At 39.0% G+C, this 22,300-nt stretch carries 16 protein-coding genes and 1 pseudogene; 15 read left to right on the top strand and 2 right to left on the bottom strand.

Going from position 1 to position 22,300, the window contains the following annotated elements; genetic code table 11:
* The first annotated feature begins 13 nt into the window (after positions 1-13).
* The 5 genes from GVV22_RS07145 (at position 14) to GVV22_RS07125 (ending at position 6,537) form a co-directional block, all read left to right on the top strand.
* Positions 14-463 (top strand): PTS sugar transporter subunit IIA, encoded by a 450-nt coding sequence (locus tag GVV22_RS07145; RefSeq protein ID WP_159649442.1) that lies wholly within the window; start codon positions 14-16, stop codon positions 461-463.
* Entirely contained in the window at positions 453-1,187 is a 735-nt protein-coding gene (locus tag GVV22_RS07140) for a sugar isomerase domain-containing protein (RefSeq protein WP_159649441.1), read from the top strand. Before GVV22_RS07145 ends, GVV22_RS07140 begins: the two co-directional genes overlap by 11 nt.
* Before the next feature lie 10 nt (positions 1,188-1,197).
* Positions 1,198-1,464, top strand: a complete 267-nt coding sequence (locus tag GVV22_RS07135; protein ID WP_159649440.1) for a PTS sugar transporter subunit IIB — start codon at positions 1,198-1,200, stop codon at positions 1,462-1,464.
* 8 nt (positions 1,465-1,472) lie between these two features.
* On the top strand, positions 1,473-2,810 hold the full coding sequence (locus tag GVV22_RS07130) for a PTS ascorbate transporter subunit IIC (RefSeq protein WP_159649439.1): 1,338 nt from the start codon (positions 1,473-1,475) through the stop codon (positions 2,808-2,810).
* A 2,200-nt stretch (positions 2,811-5,010) separates the two neighbouring features.
* Positions 5,011-6,537 (top strand): InlB B-repeat-containing protein, encoded by a 1,527-nt coding sequence (locus tag GVV22_RS07125; protein ID WP_159649438.1) that lies wholly within the window; start codon positions 5,011-5,013, stop codon positions 6,535-6,537.
* A 112-nt stretch (positions 6,538-6,649) separates the two neighbouring features.
* Here GVV22_RS07125 and GVV22_RS07120 read toward each other — a convergent pair whose 3' ends face one another.
* Both GVV22_RS07120 and GVV22_RS07115 read right to left on the bottom strand, forming a co-directional pair.
* Positions 6,650-7,612 (bottom strand): ornithine cyclodeaminase family protein, encoded by a 963-nt coding sequence (locus GVV22_RS07120; protein ID WP_159649437.1) that lies wholly within the window; start codon positions 7,610-7,612, stop codon positions 6,650-6,652.
* 1 nt (position 7,613) lies between these two features.
* Complete coding sequence (locus tag GVV22_RS07115; protein ID WP_159649436.1) at positions 7,614-9,185, bottom strand: BCCT family transporter; 1,572 nt, start codon at positions 9,183-9,185, stop codon at positions 7,614-7,616.
* Between the two features lie 223 nt (positions 9,186-9,408).
* Between GVV22_RS07115 and GVV22_RS07110 the strand changes: the two genes are divergently transcribed.
* The 10 genes and pseudogenes from GVV22_RS07110 (at position 9,409) to GVV22_RS07065 (ending at position 22,259) form a co-directional block, all read left to right on the top strand.
* Entirely contained in the window at positions 9,409-10,104 is a 696-nt protein-coding gene (locus tag GVV22_RS07110; RefSeq protein WP_159649435.1) for a TetR/AcrR family transcriptional regulator, read from the top strand.
* A gap of 302 nt (positions 10,105-10,406) precedes the next feature.
* Positions 10,407-13,064 carry an InlB B-repeat-containing protein gene (locus GVV22_RS07105; RefSeq protein ID WP_159649434.1) on the top strand — a complete coding sequence of 886 codons (2,658 nt, stop codon included), beginning with the start codon at positions 10,407-10,409 and terminating at the stop codon, positions 13,062-13,064.
* A 95-nt stretch (positions 13,065-13,159) separates the two neighbouring features.
* Positions 13,160-13,564 carry a VOC family protein gene (locus tag GVV22_RS07100; protein WP_159649433.1) on the top strand — a complete coding sequence of 135 codons (405 nt, stop codon included), beginning with the start codon at positions 13,160-13,162 and terminating at the stop codon, positions 13,562-13,564.
* A gap of 188 nt (positions 13,565-13,752) precedes the next feature.
* Positions 13,753-15,525 carry an InlB B-repeat-containing protein gene (locus GVV22_RS07095; RefSeq protein WP_159649432.1) on the top strand — a complete coding sequence of 591 codons (1,773 nt, stop codon included), beginning with the start codon at positions 13,753-13,755 and terminating at the stop codon, positions 15,523-15,525.
* Positions 15,526-16,139: 614 nt separating this feature from the next.
* Entirely contained in the window at positions 16,140-16,430 is a 291-nt protein-coding gene (locus GVV22_RS07090; RefSeq protein WP_159649431.1) for a CsbD family protein, read from the top strand.
* A gap of 288 nt (positions 16,431-16,718) precedes the next feature.
* Positions 16,719-17,431, top strand: a pseudogene (locus GVV22_RS07085) (response regulator transcription factor).
* A gap of 4 nt (positions 17,432-17,435) precedes the next feature.
* Positions 17,436-19,478 (top strand): sensor histidine kinase, encoded by a 2,043-nt coding sequence (locus GVV22_RS07080; RefSeq protein ID WP_159649430.1) that lies wholly within the window; start codon positions 17,436-17,438, stop codon positions 19,476-19,478.
* A gap of 84 nt (positions 19,479-19,562) precedes the next feature.
* Positions 19,563-20,063, top strand: coding sequence for a DUF2812 domain-containing protein (locus GVV22_RS07075; protein ID WP_159649429.1), 501 nt, complete (start codon positions 19,563-19,565; stop codon positions 20,061-20,063).
* A 46-nt stretch (positions 20,064-20,109) separates the two neighbouring features.
* Positions 20,110-21,099 (top strand): LacI family DNA-binding transcriptional regulator, encoded by a 990-nt coding sequence (locus GVV22_RS07070; protein WP_159649428.1) that lies wholly within the window; start codon positions 20,110-20,112, stop codon positions 21,097-21,099.
* 83 nt (positions 21,100-21,182) lie between these two features.
* On the top strand, positions 21,183-22,259 hold the full coding sequence (locus tag GVV22_RS07065) for a galactose ABC transporter substrate-binding protein (RefSeq protein WP_159649427.1): 1,077 nt from the start codon (positions 21,183-21,185) through the stop codon (positions 22,257-22,259).
* Positions 22,260-22,300: the final 41 nt, after the last annotated feature.

Below are 22,300 nucleotides of genomic sequence, written 5' to 3'. Positions count from 1 at the left end.
ACAAGGAGGTTCTATGATAGAACGAGATTTAGTACTATGTGATGTAAGCGCTCAGAGCTGGCAAGAGGTTGTAAAACTAGGCGGGAGTCTCTTAGAAAAAAATGATTATATTGACACCCAATTTACGCAGTCTATGATTGATACAGTCATGCGACTCGGTCCTTATATGATTCTTTTACCACAAATTGCGTTCTTTCATGGAGAACCTTCTGAACACGTTAAGAAGGTTGGTATGTCATTAGTAGTTCTAAATGAAAGTGTTTACTTTGAAGAATTTGATAATCAAGAAATTAAGTGTGCGTTTTCATTTTGTGCGGTCGATAGTGATTCTCATTTAGAGATGTTGCAAAAATTTGCTGAATTGCTCGCTAATGATAAGCTAATTGATCTCTTGCGTAATAACGGTCGTAAAGAAGATATCTTAAAACTAATCAAAGAAAGTGAGAACGAAAATGTTATATAAAGACTATTATCAATCGATTACAGGGCAATTAGAGTTACAAGTTAATCAAGAAGGTAAGAATATTGAAGCGGCTGCTAAAGTCTGTTCAGAGTCGGTTAAAAATAACCGTGTTATTCATGTCTTCGGTTGCGGTCACTCACAAATGTTTGCTATGGAAGTATTCTATCGTGCTGGGGGTATTGTCCCAATTAATGCCTTGTTGATACCTCATTTAGCATTATTTCCTAAAGCAAAGCTAAGTACACTTCAAGAACGGGTCGAAGGTTTCTCTGATCAGTATCTACAACTTGAAAATACTGACGCTAAGGACACAATGATTATCGTTTCAATGTCAGGACGAAATGCTGGTGTTATAGATATGGCGTTAGAAGCGAAGAAGATAGGAATGAAGGTCATTGCCCTTACATCATTAGACTTTTCTAAATCAGTCACTTCACGCCACACCAATGGTAAACGATTGTTTGAAGTTGCTGATATAGTGATTGATATTAAGTGTGAGAGCGGAGATGCAGTTTTATCGATGGCTGGTGTTGATGACAAATTCTGTGGTACTTCAACGGTCTTGGGTATGAGTGTTATGCAGATGATTATGGCACAAACTGTTGAAAATTGTGTAAATGATGGATTTAAACCTCCGATTTATGTGAGCTCTAACTTAGACCGTGGGGATGAAATTAATGCTGAGCATATTGCGAATTATAGTAACTTAATTACCAATTTATAGGAGGAAGATTATGCATATAGTTACTGTTTGTGGATTGGGCGTCGGCTCAAGTCTCATTATGAAAATGACTGTTGAGAATGTGGTAAAAGATCTAGGACTAAAAGCTACAGTTGAACATTGGGATATGGGAACAATAAAAAGTAAGTCATGTGACTTAATTGTCACTACCGAGGGCTTTAGAAAGAATTTTCAAGATCGGGATGATGTCATCTTTGTTACAAACATTGTTGATAAAGTTGAAATGAAGCAGAAGTTTGAAGAGTATTTAGGAAAATAGGAGGAATTATGTTAGATTTCTTACTTGATATATTAAAAACGCCAGCGATTATTTTAGCCTTAGTTGCTTTAATAGGTTTAGCACTCCAAAAGAAGAAAATTAGTGAAATCTTTTCTGGTTCACTCAAGACAGCTTTAGGCATGTTGATATTATCGGCAGGTTCGAGCTTGATCGTTACCGAAATACTACCTTTTGTTGATTTATTCGGAACTGTATTTAATTTGAATGGTTTCGCAACATCATCGGAAGCCGTTGTTGGAGCAATTCAAAGTACGGTTGTCATTGTTGCCTCAACGAGTGCACTAATTATGGCCTTTGGATTCTTAGTTAATATTGTCTTGGCTCGTTTTACACCCTTAAAATACATATTTTTAACGGGTCATATGCTTTGGATTTCTTCAGTAGCAATTGCATACAGTCTCTATGCTGCAGGATATAGTGAGACAACAATCATAGCCTTAGGTTGTGTTATCCAAGGCGCGATGTCGACAATTCTCCCTGCCTTATCGCAACCTTTTGTGAGAAAGTTAACGGGATCGAATGATTTTGCAATTGCCCACTTAACAACACTTGGAACCGTCAGTTCAGCATACATTGGTCAATTATTGGGTGATAAACGTAAATCAGCTGAAGATATTAAACTTCCTGAGTATTTAGACTTCTTTAAAGATACATCTGTCTCAGTTTCGATTGTGATGGGATTATTCTATCTTTTAGTGGTTATTATTGCCGGCCCTGAACGTGTTGCGCCATTTGCAGGTGAACAAAACTATATCGTTTTTGGCTTAATGAAAGCATTGGGATTTACCGCTGGTATTTTAATCCTTCTTCAAGGGGTACGAATGTTCTTAGGAGAGCTAGTTCCGGCATTTAAGGGGATCTCAGATAAACTAGTACCTGGAGCGATTCCCGCTCTTGATGTACCTGCTTTGTTTGGTTTTGCGCCTAATTCCTTAATGATTGGTTTTGTGACTTCGATCATGGGTATGCTTGTTGCTATGGTAGTAAGCTCACTTGTCTTTGGATCGACTCCATTAGTATCCATCATTGGAGCTTTCTTTACTGGTGGTGTTGCAGGTATTTTTGGTAATGCTACTGGAGGGCGTCGTGGTGCGATAATCTCAGGATTCGTATACGGTTTCCTACTCATCTTTCTGTCAGGGGCTTTATACCACTTTGTTGACATGAGTGCTGTTGGTGTAGTCGGAGTTGGTCATGACTGCATCGATGTAATTATCTTAACTTTACTGTTTATGAATCCAGTTATTGGAATCTCAGTTGTGGTGTTAGCTTATGGATTACTAAGTTGGCAAGAAGTAAAATATCAAAAAAACTATCAAAACTAGGGATAATGTCTTTAGGTATTATAGAAAATATGGATAATAGGGATTAGATAATTCTACCAATCTTCGGTTTTCAAAAATGTAAGTCGCTATGCTTCTTCATGTTTCAAATACTGATAATTGGTCAAACTAAGTGCATCACTACTTGAGTAACGTTTCTAGTGGTTCATAGTATCCAAAAGATTACATTTTTACCTTTATTACGATTTCTTTCGAGATATGCTCGATGGACTTCTCTTTAAATAAGATCCAATTTTCTAAACTGAAATTTCTTCACTCGTAAGTTTTTATCTAAACTCGTTCTTCAATGATAATTTGTGAATAGCTCATAGTAATTTCTCTTGGTTGTAACTGAAAATACATTACCCACGTGATTACTTTGAGCTTTTTTATATGTTCCGCACTAAAGGCCTAGTTAATCTATTTAAAGATTGTTCTAAAGTTAAGTTATTCCGATAGTATGTATTTCTGAGTGAAGTTTTACTAGGCTACATTCATCTATAATTTATTGAGATCTAAAGAATTAGATTAACTATTACGAGATTGAAAGAAATATGATTGGAAGTTTGGATGATAATATACCCTTCCCAAGCGAGGTGATTGCATAAATTCTAAGATTTTTAAATGGATTTATGACCGACGGTTACGTCATAATCACAACAGTCGACAATTGATCTGTATTGTTCTGAGTTGTCCATTGTATTTAGGGTGAATCAAGATTGCTTTTAGTCGTTGTTTGAAGAGCGTGAACATAATGATTACTGACTGAAGATAACGATCGATTCTTTGAGAAATACAACGTTGTCTAGAAGGTCTATTTTTTTCTATTAACTGACTGAATTTACTATATGGTCTCAGTTGAATTCAGATTTGTAAATTAGCTGATCAAGTTTATTTTTTCCTTGAGAAAATGACTGATAGAAGAGTGATTAAATCAATGACAAAGATTCCGTTGAAATTAAAATGGCTCAATGGGATTAGATGGACTAACAAACAGATAGTGCATTTAAATATTAGCAACCTGAAATACAGTTGCTTTGGGCCTGAATTAAACAATCTAAACAGAATATTTCTTTTGAATGAGTATTTATGTTGAAAAATAATTAAAGTCGCACACAAGCGATTTGTGCTGTGATATATGCGGAATTAGTTGATGGTATGAGATGTTGGAATGACGAAAAGAAAAGAACGCGCAACAGTTAAGCGACTTGGAATGTATAAGCTAGATATTGGTTATAAGTTTTAATCCATGGAAGAAGCCAATAAAGTAGTAGAGAATCTCGTGAGATTTATGAACTATCAATGCAAAGAACGAAAGTACTTCTGTCAAGCAGTGTTTGGATTTCGGAACTAAATCTAAAATAGTTTGAATGCCGATGAAAATATTGAAGAAATGGTTTCAATAGATCAAGATGCCCTTGAATAGAACGAGCAGGAGTGCAACATGTGCATTCATACTCACAGTTATAAATGTATGAGCCTATTTAATGTTCAAATTTGTAAAGGCTTCATTGACGATTCGTTATGCTAACATCTTTGTGTATTTTGTAGCTATCTATAACACAGGGTGTGTTATAATACTAGTGCAACGCTACACCGGTGATAGGATGGGAGGAAAAAATGGATCAAATTTCGAATTATCTTATTTGGTTACTTATTTCGATTGCATTTTTTGGTGGAATAAAAGGGGTAAAGTCGTATTATTCAAAAGACAAGAAGTAGAAGTTAGTAACCATCTTCAAGGAGTCAAATTATTTTGAATAATAGTGAATATGAGAAGAGATGCGATAAGGTATCTCTTTTTTGCTGTTTGCACTGAAACTACTTCAAAATGTCAAGAAAATGGTGTCATGCAAGCAAAACTAACGGAATATGCTGAAATTGATGTTGGATAATGTTGTTTAGTACAGATTACCTTTCATCTGTAACAGTAATGATGGAAAACGAACACAGCTCCAATACAATAAATACGTATCGTCTAAATAATGCGTATAAGTTTAAACATAATTGGTGGATTGTCGAATAGCAAACTATTTTCTTAGAGTGTGTAGTAGCGTTGCATCGATTATTTACCTTGGGGGTTTTGCTGGGTGGTTTTCTGAAATTAGATGTCAATTGTTATGTCTTTAAGGTCTGAAGTGCTCACAGTTTCGAATCTAATGGTGGTTTAGAAAAGAATAGAGGGAAAGAAAAGGGGATAAAAATGAAGAAGAAAATTTTAAGTGTTTTCACGGTGATTATGGTTTTAGTTGCAACTCAATTTGTTGCCGTAACGAACGCTGAGGTATTGTGGACAGGGACACCTGGGTTGGATGCTCCAATGGATTTACAAATTTTTGGGATAGGTGGAGTACGTCCAGATCAAACTACTGGAAAGGCAACTTTTCGAGCACTGATAGGTCGTGGTGTGACTCAAGATGAACGCTATGAAAAAACACCTATTAAAGATGCAACGATTACAGTTTATGATTCGATTGGGAGCAAAGTGATCGCAGATTACGAAAATGAAACACCCATTGCAGTTTTTAACACAACTGAGCCTTACCAGTTTAATGAAAATGGGAGTCCAGAGTACCAACAATACCGTAATGCGGAAGTTGAAATTGAGGGCTTTGTTGGTAGGGATAGAGATTTATTCTTTGTTTCAAGCAAAGAAGGATATGAATCTCGCGCATCCGAAGGTTTTATTTTTCCTGTCAATACATACACAGTAACTTTTGAATCAAATGGTGGAACGCCCGTTGATTCACAGTATAATTTATTAATTGATAGTTATGCAGATGAACCTATGGTGCCTCAAAAAGAAGGGTATGAGTTTGACGGTTGGTATCGTGATGACTCTTTCGAGGAAACATCGCGGTGGGATTTTGAACTTGATACGATACAGGGGAATACAACACTTTATGGGAAATGGCGCGTCGTTGAGGTGCCGATTCAAATGTATACCGTAACGTACCAAGATGGTAGCGACAATGAGTCGTACTTTGTGAATCAAATTTATGATGTTTCGGAAGGTGCAACGACACCGTCCTATGTGGGAACACCAGAACGGGAGGGTTATACCTTTGTGGGGTGGTCACCAGAAGTTGCGGATGTTGTAACTCAAAACGTTGACTATCGAGCACAGTGGGTCAGTAAGTCAGTGCCGATTCAAATGTATACCGTAACGTACCAAGATGGTAGCGACAATGAGTCGTACTTTGTGAATCAAATTTATGATGTTTCGGAAGGTGCAACGACACCGTCCTACGTGGGAACACCAGAACGGGAGGGTTATACCTTTGTGGGGTGGTCACCAGAAGTTGCGGATGTTGTAACTCAAAACGTTGACTATCGAGCACAGTGGGTCAGTAAGTCAGTGCCGATTCAAACGTTCACGGTTACGTATCTAGATGGTAGCAACAACGAATCATTCTTTGTAAATCAGATGTATGACGTTGCGGAAGGTACAAAGACACCGTCCTACGCGGGAACACCAAAGCGAGAAGGCTATAGCTTCGTGGGATGGTCACCAGAAGTTGCGGATGTTGTAACTCAGGATGTTGAATACATTGCGCAATGGCAAAAAGAGCCGGTGAAGCCAGTAGAAGAAAATCGTGAAGAATCATCTGTGGAATCCTTACCGTTGACAGGAGCACCTCACAAGAGCGCAGGTGTCTTGATGATGTCATCAGGGGCTGTACTATATTTAATTAGTGTTCTTAAGCGCAAACGTAATGATGTGATCTGATCGTAGCATGAGCATTTCGTTTCAGTTTTAAAATTATGTCTGAGAAAAAAAGAGATTGGTAGCCGTATTAATGGCAAGCCAATCTCTTTTGGTCTAGATTTAGACCAGTGGTTTATTGATTATGAATGGTTTCGTAAGAAGCAATAGCGATAGCGACATCGAGAACGCATGATCCTACACTCTCATAAAGTGTGATTTCATGATCGTTTTCGCGTGCGATGATGTTTCCAGCAAGGACATCACCAACAGATCCGACTACTTTGTCTTTACTTACAAGCCCTTTTTCAACGGGGATGATTACATCTCCAGCTGCAGCCCATAGTCCATCAACATGTTCAGTGATTATGCGACTTGCTTTAACAACAACCTCATCTTCAATTTCTTGCATATAAGGTGTAAACGATCCGATTGCATTGACGTGCGCCCCTTCACGTAGTGCGTTTGCACTGAATACTGGTGTATGTGATGTTGTACATGTACAGATGATATCTGATGCTGCGACGCAAGCATCGGCACTTTCTGCAGCGATAATTTGGTAGGGTCTGTTTTGAACAGTACGAATGCGCTCGATGAAGGCATTGATATATTCTTCCTTAATATCATAAACATAGACTGCTTCAAGTTCACGAACTTCTTGGATAGCAAGGACTTGCGTAAATGCTTGTAAACCAGAGCCAATAATTCCCAATGTTCGTGCATCTTTACGCGCCATAACATCAGTTGCGACACCAGCACTGCCTCCCGTTTTAATGGCTGTAAGATAGTTTGCTTCCAACAACGCTTCCAATTCACCCGTTTGATTCGAGTAAAGACTGATTGTAGAAATAACGCTGGGTAACCCCTTCTTCAAATTCTTTGGAAAGACTGAAGAAAACTTAGAACCAAAGTAAGGTTTTGTTTTGCTAATTGCGGTGAGCCATTGTGCGCTGTTTTCAACATCGATGATTGGCATAACAATACGATCACCTGTATAGATAAGCCCTTGGACATTCTCAAGATATGCTTGGCGGAAAATATCCAATGCCATTGGCATGGTTACAACTTCTTTGATTTGTGCTTCTGTAATATACTTCATACTAATGCTCCTTTGTATCGTTTTCTAATGCATCTATTTGTGCATTACGTTCCATATATTCGTCCCATTTCTTACCATCATGCTTAAAGAATGCGATGAAGATGATGACGATAATAACCATGGTTAATATTCCGGTGGATAAACTAATGGTTTGGATTGGTCCTAAACCACCAATAAAAATTAGAACGAGTCCCAAAGCACCAAGGGCAATAGCCCAGAAAATGCGGTTGGTCCGACCAGGTTCTTCATTTGCAGGAAGATCGTTTGTTGATACGATTGCGAGTGTATAGGCAGCACTGTTGATAACTGTGACGGTCGATACAGCCATAACTGCAAGCATTACGACAAGGACAACGGTTGCGAGTGGCATCGTCTTAATAATTGCTATAATAGCATCAGTGATACCTTGTGTTTGGAATATTTCAATCACATTCACGAGTCCAGTTTCATAGGCATTCATACCATAGTAACCAAGAATAATGAAATGTAACCAGCAACCGACACACGATGCACCTGTAGCTCCAAGAACGAGTTGTTTAATGGTTCGTCCGCGGGAAATACGTGCTAGGAAAATACCTGTATTTAAAGCATATGCTGACCACCATGCAAAGAAGAAAATGGTCCATGATTGCGGAAATGTCCCTGCAGAGTGGGGTTCAGTTGTCATCATCATTCTAAAATAGTCACTGACAAAGGTTCCCATGCTGTCTGTGAAGTTATTAAGCATGTATGACTTTGGTCCAATTAAAAATACAAAAGCGAGTAATCCAATGACCATCGCAAGTTTAATGTTACTAATCAGTTTCATTGATTTTTGTAAACCACCATAAACTCCGAAGACAAAGAATATCGTAAAGAAAACGAGTATGCCAGCATCAATCCATAAGGTATATTGAATGTTGAAAAGATCAACGATAATGGCGCTAATTAATGGTGTTGATAAACCAATTGCGGCCGAGACTGCCCCGATAATTCCCATCATGTAGACAATATCAATAATTTTTCCAACCAGTCCTTTTGCATTTTTCTCCCCGATAACTGATGCACAAGCAGTACTTGGGCGGTTTGTATTCTCACGTTTTACGAAGAAGAAAAATCCGAAAACGACAGCAACTGTTGCGTATAATCCGTATGCAGAAGGTCCCCAGTGGAAGAAGCTATAGGTTGATGCATACGTCATTGCTTCGCGGGAAAGGGGGACAATGTCAAAAGGAGGCGCGGTGGCATATTGGAACCACTCGCTAAATCCCCAATAGATAGCGACGCCTGATGTTCCAGCAGCAAAGAGCATTCCTAGCCAAACAGGGGTACTGAATTCTGGTTTTTCGTTACCGAGCTTCTTGTTACCATAGTGGCTAAAGGCAAGGTAAACCATAATAAATGTGTTGGCTAAAAAGAACCATTGGAGTGCCCATCCAAAGTTTCCAGTAATGACGCCAAAAATTCCGTTAAAAGCATTCTCCGATGCTTTTGGGAATAGTGCAACTAATGCACAAAATATGATGACAATGGATAAGGGTATGAAAAACAGACCTTTATCGATACTTGCCTTTTTCTTGGATTGTGTATCCATATTTTCCTCCTTGATAGTTTTCTCTCAAACTAATCACATGACCATTATATAATCAAGTGATTAGAAAATACGCAAACATTCGAAAAATAGTGAAATATATCACATGTTTTGACAAAAACAAGCGTATTTTGACGTCGTTTGTTCGGAATCCATTAAATTTCACACTGTTTTTGTGTTTGTCTTGATGCAACTGCTATAATAAAACAAAGAAAGAGGCTGGCCTATGAATCCGAGAATTAAAGTGAGCAAACAAAAATACCGCACAATGCGATACTTCATTGATGCCACAAAAGAAATTGCTGAGGTTGAAGGTATTGATAAATTAACCATCCGCAATATTGCAGACCGTGCAGGGTATAATAGTGCAACAATCTATAACTATTTTGAAAACCTTGATAGTTTGGTCGCGCTCGCAATGATTGATAGTGTGACTGATTATCTCTATGGATTTGATCGAATCCTTAACAGTGACTATGATCCGATAATGGCGTTATTACTATCATGGCGTGTTTATGCTGAATGTTCATTCCCCAATCCAGAAGTTTACGAGTATGTATTTGCTTCGAAGCATTCGGATTACGTCTTATCCAAACTTGAACTTTATTTTGATACGTTTCCCATTGATACACGTCACGTCAACACAATCGTGACCAATCACGATATGCTGACCCGTAATCGATTGTTGTATGCACCTTGCTTTGAGTTAGGATATTTTGATGCTAAAAAAGAGGATTACATAATTGACTTTTGCTACATCCTACACGGCGGCTTTTCAAAACGTATCTTTACTAAAAATCAAAGCACTGAGGAAGCAGTTGTGCTCTTACTGCAATATTTAATCGAGTTTTTGACGCATCATATTGAACGTGATGATATCCAGTGTCCAACCCTTGAAGCGGTATTAGCAATCGAATACTAATGGTTCTTATTCATTGCAAGCCAATACAAAGGTCGGCCAAACATGATTTTAGACATTACGAATAAGCCAAAGACTGTTGAGAAATTTCGACAGTCTTTTCTTTTTTCAAGGCAAAGGTTCTCATTTAAGCAAATCACAGCAAGGGTTGGATAAGTACGATTCGAAGTTATTGCTTTAACAAAATAAGGAAATATTAATTTTTGGTACAATTATTCATTCTTCTGTAACGGTGAGGAGCGTCTTTTAGATCCCAAATTCTATAATTGAATTAGATACATAAAAGAAAATGGAAAGGGGATTTTATGAAGAACAAGAATAGAAATATATTAGTAACACTGTTCGTATCACTATTTCTTATATTTGGGTTGATTCCTATTTATGCAAGTGAAACGGAAGTGATTACGACGGTCGATCGTTTAACACAGGCGATTGCAGATGCTGAAGATGGTGCAGTCTTAATTTTAGACAAAGCGTTTGTGTCAAACGATATTCATATTGATGTTGCTGGGAAGCATTTAACGATTGAAGGAAATGACGTTGTTTGGTCAACCGGAGGCATGACGTTTAGTGGAAGTGGTACAATTACGGTCCAAAATTTGGAAATAGACGGAACGGCAATTGAAAGTCGACTTATTACAAATAAAATGGAAAACGGGACGTTAACGCTTAAAGGCGTAACCTTACACAACGCAATGTATGGTGCTCTTGATGTTGATACGAAGCGTGATGCTCAAACAGAAATTATCGATACCACAATATCCAATAATACGGCTGGGAGTGGTGCTGCAATGTATTTGGGAACACAATCCAATGTCTTAATTCAGTTTTCGACAATCGAAAACAATAAAGGCACAGCCGGTGGGTATGAAGCAGGAGCTATTGCATCCAAAGGATACAATGCAAATCTTGATATTCAGAATACTGTTTTCCGTAATAATATCAATAGAGCACCCTTTACGGGGATCTTTGGTGGCGGTGGTGGTGCCATGTCAATGCATTATCTCACGGGAAATGTTTCGATAGATCAATCCTACTTTGTGGGCAATGAGACTAACGGAAAGGATATTGCACCGCAAAAGACATTTGATGGCGGTGCTATTTATGTTTTTGATGGTCGCGATGGGGCGTCATTTACAATTAGCAATTCTACCTTTGCAAATAATATTGCGTATGATGATGGCGGTGCAATCATGTTTCAAGGGACAGGAAATCCGGGGCTTACAACATCGATTTCCAACAGTACTTTTTATGAAAATAAGGCCTATGGACAAGATGGTGCTGGATACAGTGGGGGTGCCATTCAATATTTTAAAAATGGTGGATCGTCGCGAATGATCAATGACATTCAAGGGTCGACGTTTATCGGGAATCAAAGCGGTAATGAAGATTCGACGATGGAACAACGCGGTGGCGCAATCGGATTGAGTGGTGCCGGTTTATTCGCGACTGCATCCGTATCGCGAAACAATAGTTTATTTTTGGGGAATCGTGTTTATGATGGCAACGGAACCTTGAATCATTTGAGTAATTATAAAGATATTTCAAACTCACACATAACGCAAGAAGGAACTGAGAATATTATTAATGTTGATAAAGGTGTCGAACCAACCGCTGTCTTTGAAGCGATTCTAGGTATTGGTGGTGGAAACTTAGTATCCAATCATACGAATATAACCGCAGGTGTTGAACGGATGGCAGTTCCTACCGTACCTTATAAACCAGAAGGTTTGGCAGACAATACCTACGAGGGTTCAAGAGCCTTATTACAATTGGATCAGCGTCAATTTGAACGCAATCGATCACAGGGTGCTGTACAAGCGTCATGGATTCGATACGATGCGAACGGGGGATACTATGATCTCTCTTCTCGTGATACATATGATGGAAATAGTTATTACGAAGTGGGACCAGATTCCAAAATCGAGACGTACTACAGCTTAGGATTTATCCAGGAACTTGGAACAGTACTGAGTGGTACGTCCATAAATCTGACACGAGAAGGGTACGCGTTTACTGGATGGTCAACTGATGCGAATGCCACGGAATCCGATCCGCGCTATGCGCAACTTGAAGCCGTTACCTACCCATCAGATAACCTCGTGCTTTATGCGGTTTGGGATGAGATTATCCCTATTCAAATGCATACAATCACATATACTGATGGGGTTAGTGATGCTGTGATTTTTGAAGATGAGCATCACACAGTGGATGCGGGGACCGAAACACCAGCTTTTATGGGTTCATTGGATCGTGAAGGCTATACCTTTGTTGGGTGGTCACCGGCACCAAGCGAAACGGTAACTAAGGATCAAATTTATACCGCACAGTGGGAAAAAAACACCTATACGATAACGTATGAGTCAAATGGTGGAACTGTGATAAGTTCTGAGACCGTACCTTATTTGGAACGCTTCACACAACCAGTAGATCCTCAATTGGAAGGCTATACCTTTGTTGGGTGGTTCCGCGATAAGGAACTCACGCAAAATTATGACTTTAATGAACTTGTGGTTGCGGACGTTCACGTGTATGCAAAATGGCTTGTTAATGAAAAACCAATTACGATGTACACGATACGGTACGAAGATGGCACTGATAATGAGGCAGTATTCAATACGCAATCATACACCGTAGCATCTGGTAGTTCGACGCCATTATTTGTCGGAACACCGACACGTGAAGGTTATTCATTTATGGGATGGAACCCCGAGCTTCAAACAACTGTGAGTCGCAATATGACGTATCAGGCACAATGGCAAAAAAATGATAGTACCCCCAATCCTATAGATCCAACCACACCAATAGAACCTCCTAAACCAGAGGATTCCAACAATTCAAAGGATGAACTACCCACAACGGGTGTAGCAACCAATTTGAGTGGTGTCCTTCTTCTAAGTGCAGGAATTGTTGTTATTGGAATCTATAGCTACATACGATTTAGACATGAGCACACTGAATAAGGATAAATCAGATACATAGATACTTAAACGTTACAATGCACACGACGTGCTCTCTTTTATCTCTTAAGTTTATAATAAATAAAAGGAGGGCTCTTATGTCAACAATGGTATTTGTTAATTTTCCTGTAACTCAATTGGACCGTGCGATTCAATTCTACACAGCAATTGGATTCAAACAGAATCTTGAATTTTCAAATGATCAGTCTGCAGCAATGATGTGGGATGATAATTTCTGGATTATGCTTCTTACGCATGAATTCTACAAGACCTTTATTGGAAAGCGAACGATTGCTGATACCCTTACCCAAAGTGGTGCACTCATTGCCTTTAGCCTAGAAAGTGCGGATGCGGTCAAGCAATTTGGTGCCCGTGCAGAAGCACATGGTGGTACAGTCTATCACGTGGATATGGATATTCCTGAATCAGTCATGTTTGGATTAGAAGTTCAAGATCCAGATGGCAATATGTTGGAACCATCATGGATGGCAATGGAGGGGTAGCATCCTTCGCTCAATCTTTGTAAAAACACACCTCACTTTGGAACGGACCGTTCTCTTTGCAGGTGTGTTTTTATTTGGGAAGCATCCACAAATTATAGGTCTTCTCTACATTTCATAGTACTTGGTCTGAAAACGTTTACAGTGTTTGGAACTGGGTGTACCATAACTATAAACAATAGGAGGTAGTTATGAAAAAACTAACTAAGAAGTTTTCATTGATTATGTTTATTGTACTGATGGGAATGGGAAGCTTAATTCCGATTCACGCACAAACCCGTGGGGTGGGTCCGGAAATGAACTACGAAGAACCAATTATGATGGCTTATTATCGTACGTGGCGTGATGCTGCAATGCCTCATGATTCCAATTCCAATTTACCGGATGCTAATGTCATTAAAATGACGGACCTTCCGAAAGAGATTGATATTGTATCGGTCTTCCACTATGTTAATCCAGGAACCAACCAGGACCTATTTTGGGAAACATTAAAGAATGACTATGTGCCAACACTACACGAGCGGGGACAACGTGTTGTGCGTACACTTGATTATAAAGAATTACTCAAAATCAAGACCAACACGGGCAAAGACAGTACGACGTTAACCGACGACGAGTATCATGCATTTGCTCAGACGTTAATTGATACCTATATGACACCATGGAATCTTGACGGATTGGATGTTGATATGGAGACAAACCTAAACAGTGAAGAAGTGGCTGTCATATCCAATGTCTTTATCCAACTTTCAAATATACTTCAAATCAAAGAAGGTAGTGATAAACTCTTAATTTATGATACAAACAAGGATAACCACGATCTATTTCGGGAAATAGCACCACATATTTCGTACTTATTTATTCAAGCGTATGGTCGTGATCCACAAAGTCTTGATCGAACATGGGAAACTTACCAGTCTGACATTAGCTCGACACGTGTTCTATTTGGAATTTCGTTCTATGAAGAACAAGACAATACAAACTGGAATGATGCTTTAGGTCAGTTCAGTGAGGAAAAATATCTTGCAAGTCGCGCGTATCAGTACGCAAAATGGCAACCTAAAAATGGTGAAAAAGGCGGCATGTTTGTCTACGCAGTTGATCGTGATGGCAAAGACTACAAAGAAAATACAATCAGCGAAACAGATTTCGCATGGACAAAACGGATGATGCAAACACTCGAAGAAAGCCGTCTTGAAAAGATAGAAGACATTACAATCGAGTTTAAAAATTCTCGCAATGAACTGCTTAAGTCAAAGTCCCTAAAAGCGGCATATAATTCAGAAATATCTATCGAGATTCCAAATCTTGAAGGGTATGTCTATAATGGGGATTTGTCAGCCTTGAAATACACTGTGAAACAAGGACCCCAAACGGTTGTTGTGACGTTATCACAAATGCTAGATGTAACCTTTGAAGTAAATGGTGGAACCGCAATTTCAAAACAAACAATTGTTGAAGATGGGCTCGTAGCACGACCAACTGATCCAGCGCGCACCGGCTACACATTTGATGGCTGGTATGTTGATGAAGCATTCACAACACGATTTGATTTCAATACAACGATAAATAAAAATATGACGCTATACGCCAAGTGGCATAAACAGGATGTATCTTACACCTTGTCATTTGAAACTGGAGACGGTTCCAAAGTTTCGCCACAAACGGTCTTGGAAAATACAACTGCAACGATCCCATCAGCACCAACCCGTGATGGCTATACATTTGATGGCTGGTATACAACTGATCAATTCACAACTAAGTTCGACTTTACCTTGCCACTAACTACCAATACGACAGTTTATGCCAAATGGCAAAAAGTAAGCCCTACTAAACCAACAGAAGTGTTGCCTGCAACAGGGACTGCAAATACATTGATGAACGTTGCGCTCGCGATGAGTGTGTTGGGAGGATCCTTCATAGCACTTAACGCCTATGTGAAACGTAAATCAAATATAAACTAAAAAATCAAAAAGTGATACCTGGGGGATGTATCACTTTTTGATGTAAGGGTTATGGGTGATAATACTTACGATAAGATTATAATATCTCGTGGCTCATGAAATATTTTGGTAGTGTAGATATGGGGTACATTTCAGTGAAATTGAGGTTTTCAGATTTACAGGGGTGATCATCTGGTGCGTTAATAAGCTGAGTATTGAAACAGTGTGTAAGCAAAGTTCCAACTTTAAGTGTGCCCCTTATTGAGATATTATTAAAAATTATAAGTGTCGAAGCAAGCGAATACATGAAATGTTTGGGGCATCTAAATGTAATGAAAACGAATTGCTTGCTTCAACAAAACTATCATAGCCGTTTGATGAATTTCCGTGGCTGATTTGTCATGAACCCAACGCAATTTGTCATGAAATAAAGATGTTATTAATATATAAAGTATATATGTGATTAATTTAAGATTTATGAATGAGATCTTCATAATAGAACCTTGAATGGTGGCTTTACGGGTTGCGTACTGTTAACGAAATGTGAAAGCGTCGTAAAAATGTTGTGTTATCGATGGTGAGTTTATGCAAGGGGCATAAAAAAATGATAAGATTAAAGAACAAGGAGGGTAATCATGAAAAAATTAGGATTTGTCGTTTTGGGTGCTGTTGCCGGTGTCGCAATTTATGAGACACTACGTCAGGCAGGATACCTCGATGAAATAACAGGTGCGGTGAAACGAACTGCAGGTGAATATCTTGATGATCCAATGATGCAAGTAGATGGTTGGGTCGATACTGGAAAAGGAAATATAAAAAATGCAGTCCATAAAGCAGATGATACCATCTCAAACTTTGTAGAGGATGTAAAAGATAAAGCACAAACAGTTCAGGAAACTGTCGAAGATGCTATCGAACAACCTTAGGACCTATCTGAATAAAAAAAGTGTTAATTGCGCTATTGTGGCAATTAACACTTTTTTTTGAAGACATATGTGCTAGAAAATACAGGATAATCTTGAACATTTGAAAAGTTTAGAAAATCTTAAGGATTGCACCAACGGTTTCCTAAGAATTCTTTGACATAATAGCAGTCGAAAGGGGAATGGTATGGATACACTATTTTTAGTTCTATGTTTAGCACTGACGGTGTTTGGTGCAATTGTACATTCTGATCAATAAAAACTATAATAATTATAATGGAGGCAGCAGTAATGACACATACAATATTGGTGGTTGAGGATGATTTGGGAATTCGCGAAGCAATCGCGATTAATTTAGAAAAACAAGGATATACAGTCCTTCAAGCATGTAATGGAAAAGAAGCACTCGACATCGTCAATAACAACACGATTCATCTCGCGATCGTTGATATTATGATGCCGGAAATGGATGGTAGTACCTTTACAATGCATGTAAGAATGAAATACAATTTTCCAATCATGTTCTTAAGTGCAAAGTCGGAAGAGGTTGATAAAGTTCAAGGGCTAAACTTGGGTGCCGACGACTACATGACAAAACCATTCAGTAGTATTGAATTACTTGCGAGAGTACGGTCTCATTTGCGTCGCTATGAACAGACGTTGGACTTGCATGCACAATTGAGTCAGAAAACGAATCCGAAGTTTCATCAAGTGGGGGGATTAGTGCTCATGCCTGAATTGAAACATGTTGAGGTGGATGGCGAGTCGGTTCACTTAACGCCGAAAGAATATCAAATTCTAGAGCACTTAATAAAACATCCGGGTCATGTTTTTTCAAGTGATGCTTTGTATGAAGCGGTCTGGCAGGAAACGGCAATTTCAAGTGAAACCATTATGGTCCATATTCGTAAAATCCGCGAAAAATTGAAATTGATCCCAAGAACCCACGTTACCTCAAGGTGGTTTGGGGCGTAGGCTATAAAATAGAAAAAGATACCGAGTAAATATATGAAAAAGAAACTATTATTCACGATACTACTATTACTTTTAATTGGTGCATTGAGCTATGGCTCCAATGCACTCATGCAACCGAATGCGATTATTCGTCCGGTTAGCTCACAGGAAATGATGAGTCATTATCCGCATTCGATGACCATCGTTGCAGCGAATTATTCGCACAACAATGATAAGCAAACTGTGGTTCTTGAGAATCTTGAGAGTGATGTCAGAGACCCAAACTATAAACGCTTGGTTTATAAGAATATGGAGGAAATCTCCAAACAGTTTGTGAATGACCCTGCAATCCGTTTTTGGCTAGTTGACAAGAGTACGCAAGAAGTCGTCGCAGGATCAACCCCGGAAGATTATCTCGAAAAAGACAATACTGAGCGGTTTCAATGGTCACAGACTATCAATGTGCCTGAAGATTTTCAATCCTTTATGGATACGAACCGATTTCCTTACGAACGTCTGGGAATCGGATATTCAGACAACCCTGAGTTTAAGGGTACGTATTCACTAAGTGATAAATACGACTATGTATTCGCACTTTCAGCAAACCAGAAAGAACTTCGAGATTCTGAAGTCATTAATACAATCACATCCGACTACTATACACGTCAAAATACAACCGCCACACTACTCATGTTTGGTACAATTATTCTGGCAGTTTTCATCGTAATCTATCCGATCAAAATTTCGGCAGAGGTTCCACCATTTAAAAATATTTGGAACTTAAAAGGTGAACTTGCCGTTATTTTATTAGCACTTCTGGTTTCATATGGCACGAGGCTAACCTTCACATTGGCGTCAGTTTACACGTATCAAATCGATGCTGTTATGATGACGCTCTCGGTAGGGCAATCGATCACCTACGGTTTCGTTGCATCTCACATGTATCTATGGTGGGCGATGATCTTCGGTGTCTATGCACTCGCACTTTTCTACGTGAAACGGGTTCTAACATTTGGTATTTTTAAAACGTTCAAGGAAAAAACCTATATAGGACGCTTTATGGCACGGATAAAACGGGATTCCGCGAACTTCTTGACATCACCCTTAACGACAAAGTTTAAGAATCGTATCATCGTGTTAATTGCCATCAATACATTTATCATCATTGTTTTGATTAGTTTAGGCACATTTGGAGTTATACTTGCACTGGTCTATGGTGTTGTGTTGAGCTACTTCAGCATCCGCTTGTTGACAGGCGTTAAGACGGATTATCTGGCGTTACAAGCACAAGCGGCTCATATTGCTCAAGGTGATTTTGATACCGTTGAGCCGATGAAAACTACCCTATTTAAACCAATACTTGATGAGCTTTCAACGATCAATAAAGGCTTTGATCATGCCGTTAAAGAAGCCATGCAATCACAACTTACAAAGACAGAGCTAATTACAAATGTGTCCCATGATCTCAAAACGCCGCTTACGGGAATTCGAAATTATAGTGAGTTATTGCAAGATCAGACATTGGATGCTGCGACACGCTTAGAATATACGGTTCGCTTAAATAGTTATACTGAGCGACTTACAAAACTAATTGAAGATCTTTTTGATATCAGTAAGGCGAGCTCTGGAGAAATTAGCCTTGATGCACAAGAACTTGATATTGTGTCGTTAGTGGAGCAAGCGTTGATTGAACACCAAGATGCGCTGGAAAACCGCGATATTCAAGTTGTGACCGAGATCGCAGAACAACCATTGATGGTTAATCTTGATGCAGATAAAACGTTTCGAATCTTTGACAATATTATTCAAAATGTTGTTAAGTATGGGATGGAACATACGCGATTCTATGTCGATGTATCCGTGCAGGATTCAAATGTTCGTGTATCGATGAAGAATATATCGGCATCACCACTTAACTTAAAGCCAGATGAAGTTGTAGCGCGGTTTGTCCGTGGTGATAAATCACGAACCGAAACGGGAAGTGGACTTGGACTTGCGATAGCACAAAGCTTTACTCAAATTCAAGCAGGGCAATTTACCATTGAGATTGATGGTGACTTATTTAAAGTTATCATCGAGTTTCCCTGCGTTCATTAAAAACCACCGAAAGGTGGTTTTCTTTTGTTATCTTGACGAGCTGGGTGTTTGTGACTAAACTGAAAGTAATTGGAGGAAGTACTCATGATTGAAAAAAAATACTTTGGATTGGATCAAGTTGCTGATGAAATACGCTATTTGGAAGCTAAAGAAGGGTATATCCTCAAAACGTTTGATGGTGAGCGTTATACGTTTGAACCGACTGATGAAGGTCCTTTTACTTATGCAGTTCACTTCTCCGTGGAACCTGCATCGCTACAAAAGTTTACCGATGTTGGCTTCACAGTGTGTTGTGAATACTTGGGGAGTCAAGGGGGTTACTACTATTTCTTGACACGCCCTCAAACAATAACCCAACCGGTTCCCCACAATTATGATGACCGCAAAGATGCCATTCAACTCAAAGTAAATCGTGTTGACCGATTTGTAGGTGTTGTGTTGATTGCAGTAATCTTTTTGTATGCCTATTTCTTTATGAAAAATATGAATGGCTTATACCTAATTGTCCTGATTCCGACACTGGGATTAGCGGCATATGTCTATGCTGTACGTCAACGGTATCTTCGATTCATAAAAAACAACTAGATATTTTACTAAAAATTTACTATAGTGGTATCAGGAGGCATGATTTATGGCTACATTAAAAGATATCGCAAAGTTAGCGAAGGTAAGTACATCAACCGTTTCACGTATTTTGAATGATGATCCAACGCTAAATGTAAAGGAAGAAACCCGAGAGGCAGTTTTACTGGCTGCACAATCTCTAGAATATAATACAAAGTCAAACATGATTAATAATTCGATTGCTATTATTCAATGGATATCAAGTGAAGAGGAAGAAGAAGATCCGTACTATTATGCATTGCGTAAGAGTGTGGAAAGCTTTTGGATAAAAGAACGATATCGGGTACATCGGTTTTATAAAGATAATATGGAAGATGTTTATACCCAACAATTTGATGGCTTAATCTGTCTTGGAAAGTTTTCGATGGAACAGGTCGAGTCACTATCTCAAGCGAATTCAAACCTCATCTTTGTGGATTCAAATCCCGATGAAGCGCGCTTCACATCTGTAGTTCAAGATCTAGAAATGGCGTCACAACTGGCTTTGGAACACTTGTGGTCTCTTGGTCACACAGCAATTGGATATATCGGCGGTAAAGAATTTATGGGTCCAGAACAAGCGCCGTATCAAGATAAACGAGAAAAACATTATATCGAAATGATGGATCTAAAAGGCCCATCCAATTATAAAGAACACATTCATTTTGGAACATTTAGTGCACGTACAGGGTATGATGCAATTATTGATGCAGCTAAAGCCAATCGGTTAGCGACTGCATATTTTTGTGCATCCGATACGATTGCGATGGGTGCTATTCGTGCATTGGGAGAACTCAAGAAATTAGACGCTGTGTCTATAGTGGGATGTAACGATATCGCAACATCACGCTATTTGAATCCACCACTTACCACCGTTCGACTAAATACAAAATTGATGGGAGACATTGCATCATCACTGCTTCTAATCCAAATAAACACTGGGCATAATACACCCAGTAAAACCCAAATTGTTCCGAAACTCATCAAACGTGAATCTGCGAAATCGGTAAACGTTTAGTAAACTTCGTTGACAAAAGCGCTTACATTTCATATTATGAACGTACACAAGCAATATACTTTTGTCAAAGGGAGGACAATAGAATGAAGCAATTGAAAAAAGTACTCGTCATATTATTTGCGTCTGTACTGCTCGTAGCATGTGGTGCAAACAATGCCAAGACCGATGGGTCTTCTGGTTCTGGAAAAACATATAATGTTGGTGTTGCGATTTATCGATTTGATGACAACTTCATGACACTCTACCGTCAAGAGCTTGAAAAATACTTTGGTGAACTGGGTGCTAAAGATGGTAATACCTATAAGTTAGACATCCAAGATGGTAAACAAGACCAATCTACACAAACAGAGCAAATCAATAATTTTATTGCTCAAGGAAAAGATGTCATTATTGCTAACTTAGTTGATCCTACGGCTGCTGCATCTGTTATTAATTCAGCGAAAGCTAAGGAAATACCTGTTGTATTAATTAACCGTGAACCTACCCCTCAAGATTTAGAAATCTGGCCAGGTAAAACAACCTATGTTGGGGCTGATGCAACCCAATCAGGAACCATCCAAGGTGAAATGATTGCAGGTCTTCCAAACAAGGGAGATATCAATGGTGATGGCAAGATCTCATATATTACATTAATGGGTGACCCTGCAAACGTTGATGCCCAACAACGGACTGAATATTCAATCAAAGGTTATGAAGCTAAGGGCGGCACAGTCAACTTACTGGCCCAACCTTACCAAGCAAACTGGGACTCAGCTAAGGGACAAGAATTCACAGCGAGTGCGTTGGAGCAATTTGGTAAAGATCTTGAAGTTATCTTTGCAAACAACGATGGGATGGCAGTGGGTGCGGTGACCGCAATTAATGCTGCTGGACGTAAAGTTGGTGAAGACATCTATATTGTCGGTGTTGATGCAATTCCTGATGCACTTGAACTTCTCAAAAATGCACAATTGACAGGAACAGTACTCAATGACCACTTTAACCAATCACATACAGCTGCAGATGTTGCGGTTGAATTGATGCAAGGAAAAGATGTGGAAGCATACTACTGGCATGATTATGTTGGTGTAACGAAACCTGAAGATGCAGAATTGAAACGTGTAGATGCACGAAAAGAAACAATCGCAGAAATTAAAGTACGTTACGCGGAGCGCGGATAGAAACATTAAAGTGTGCTTCGGCACACTTTTTTAATAGGTAG

Origin of the sequence: Erysipelothrix aquatica (assembly GCF_009828825.1) — a bacterium.
GTDB lineage: Bacteria > Bacillota_I > Bacilli_A > Erysipelotrichales > Erysipelotrichaceae > Erysipelothrix > Erysipelothrix aquatica_A.
The sequence above is the reverse complement of the archived record's forward strand: the minus strand, read 5'-3'. Positions and strand labels throughout refer to the sequence as shown.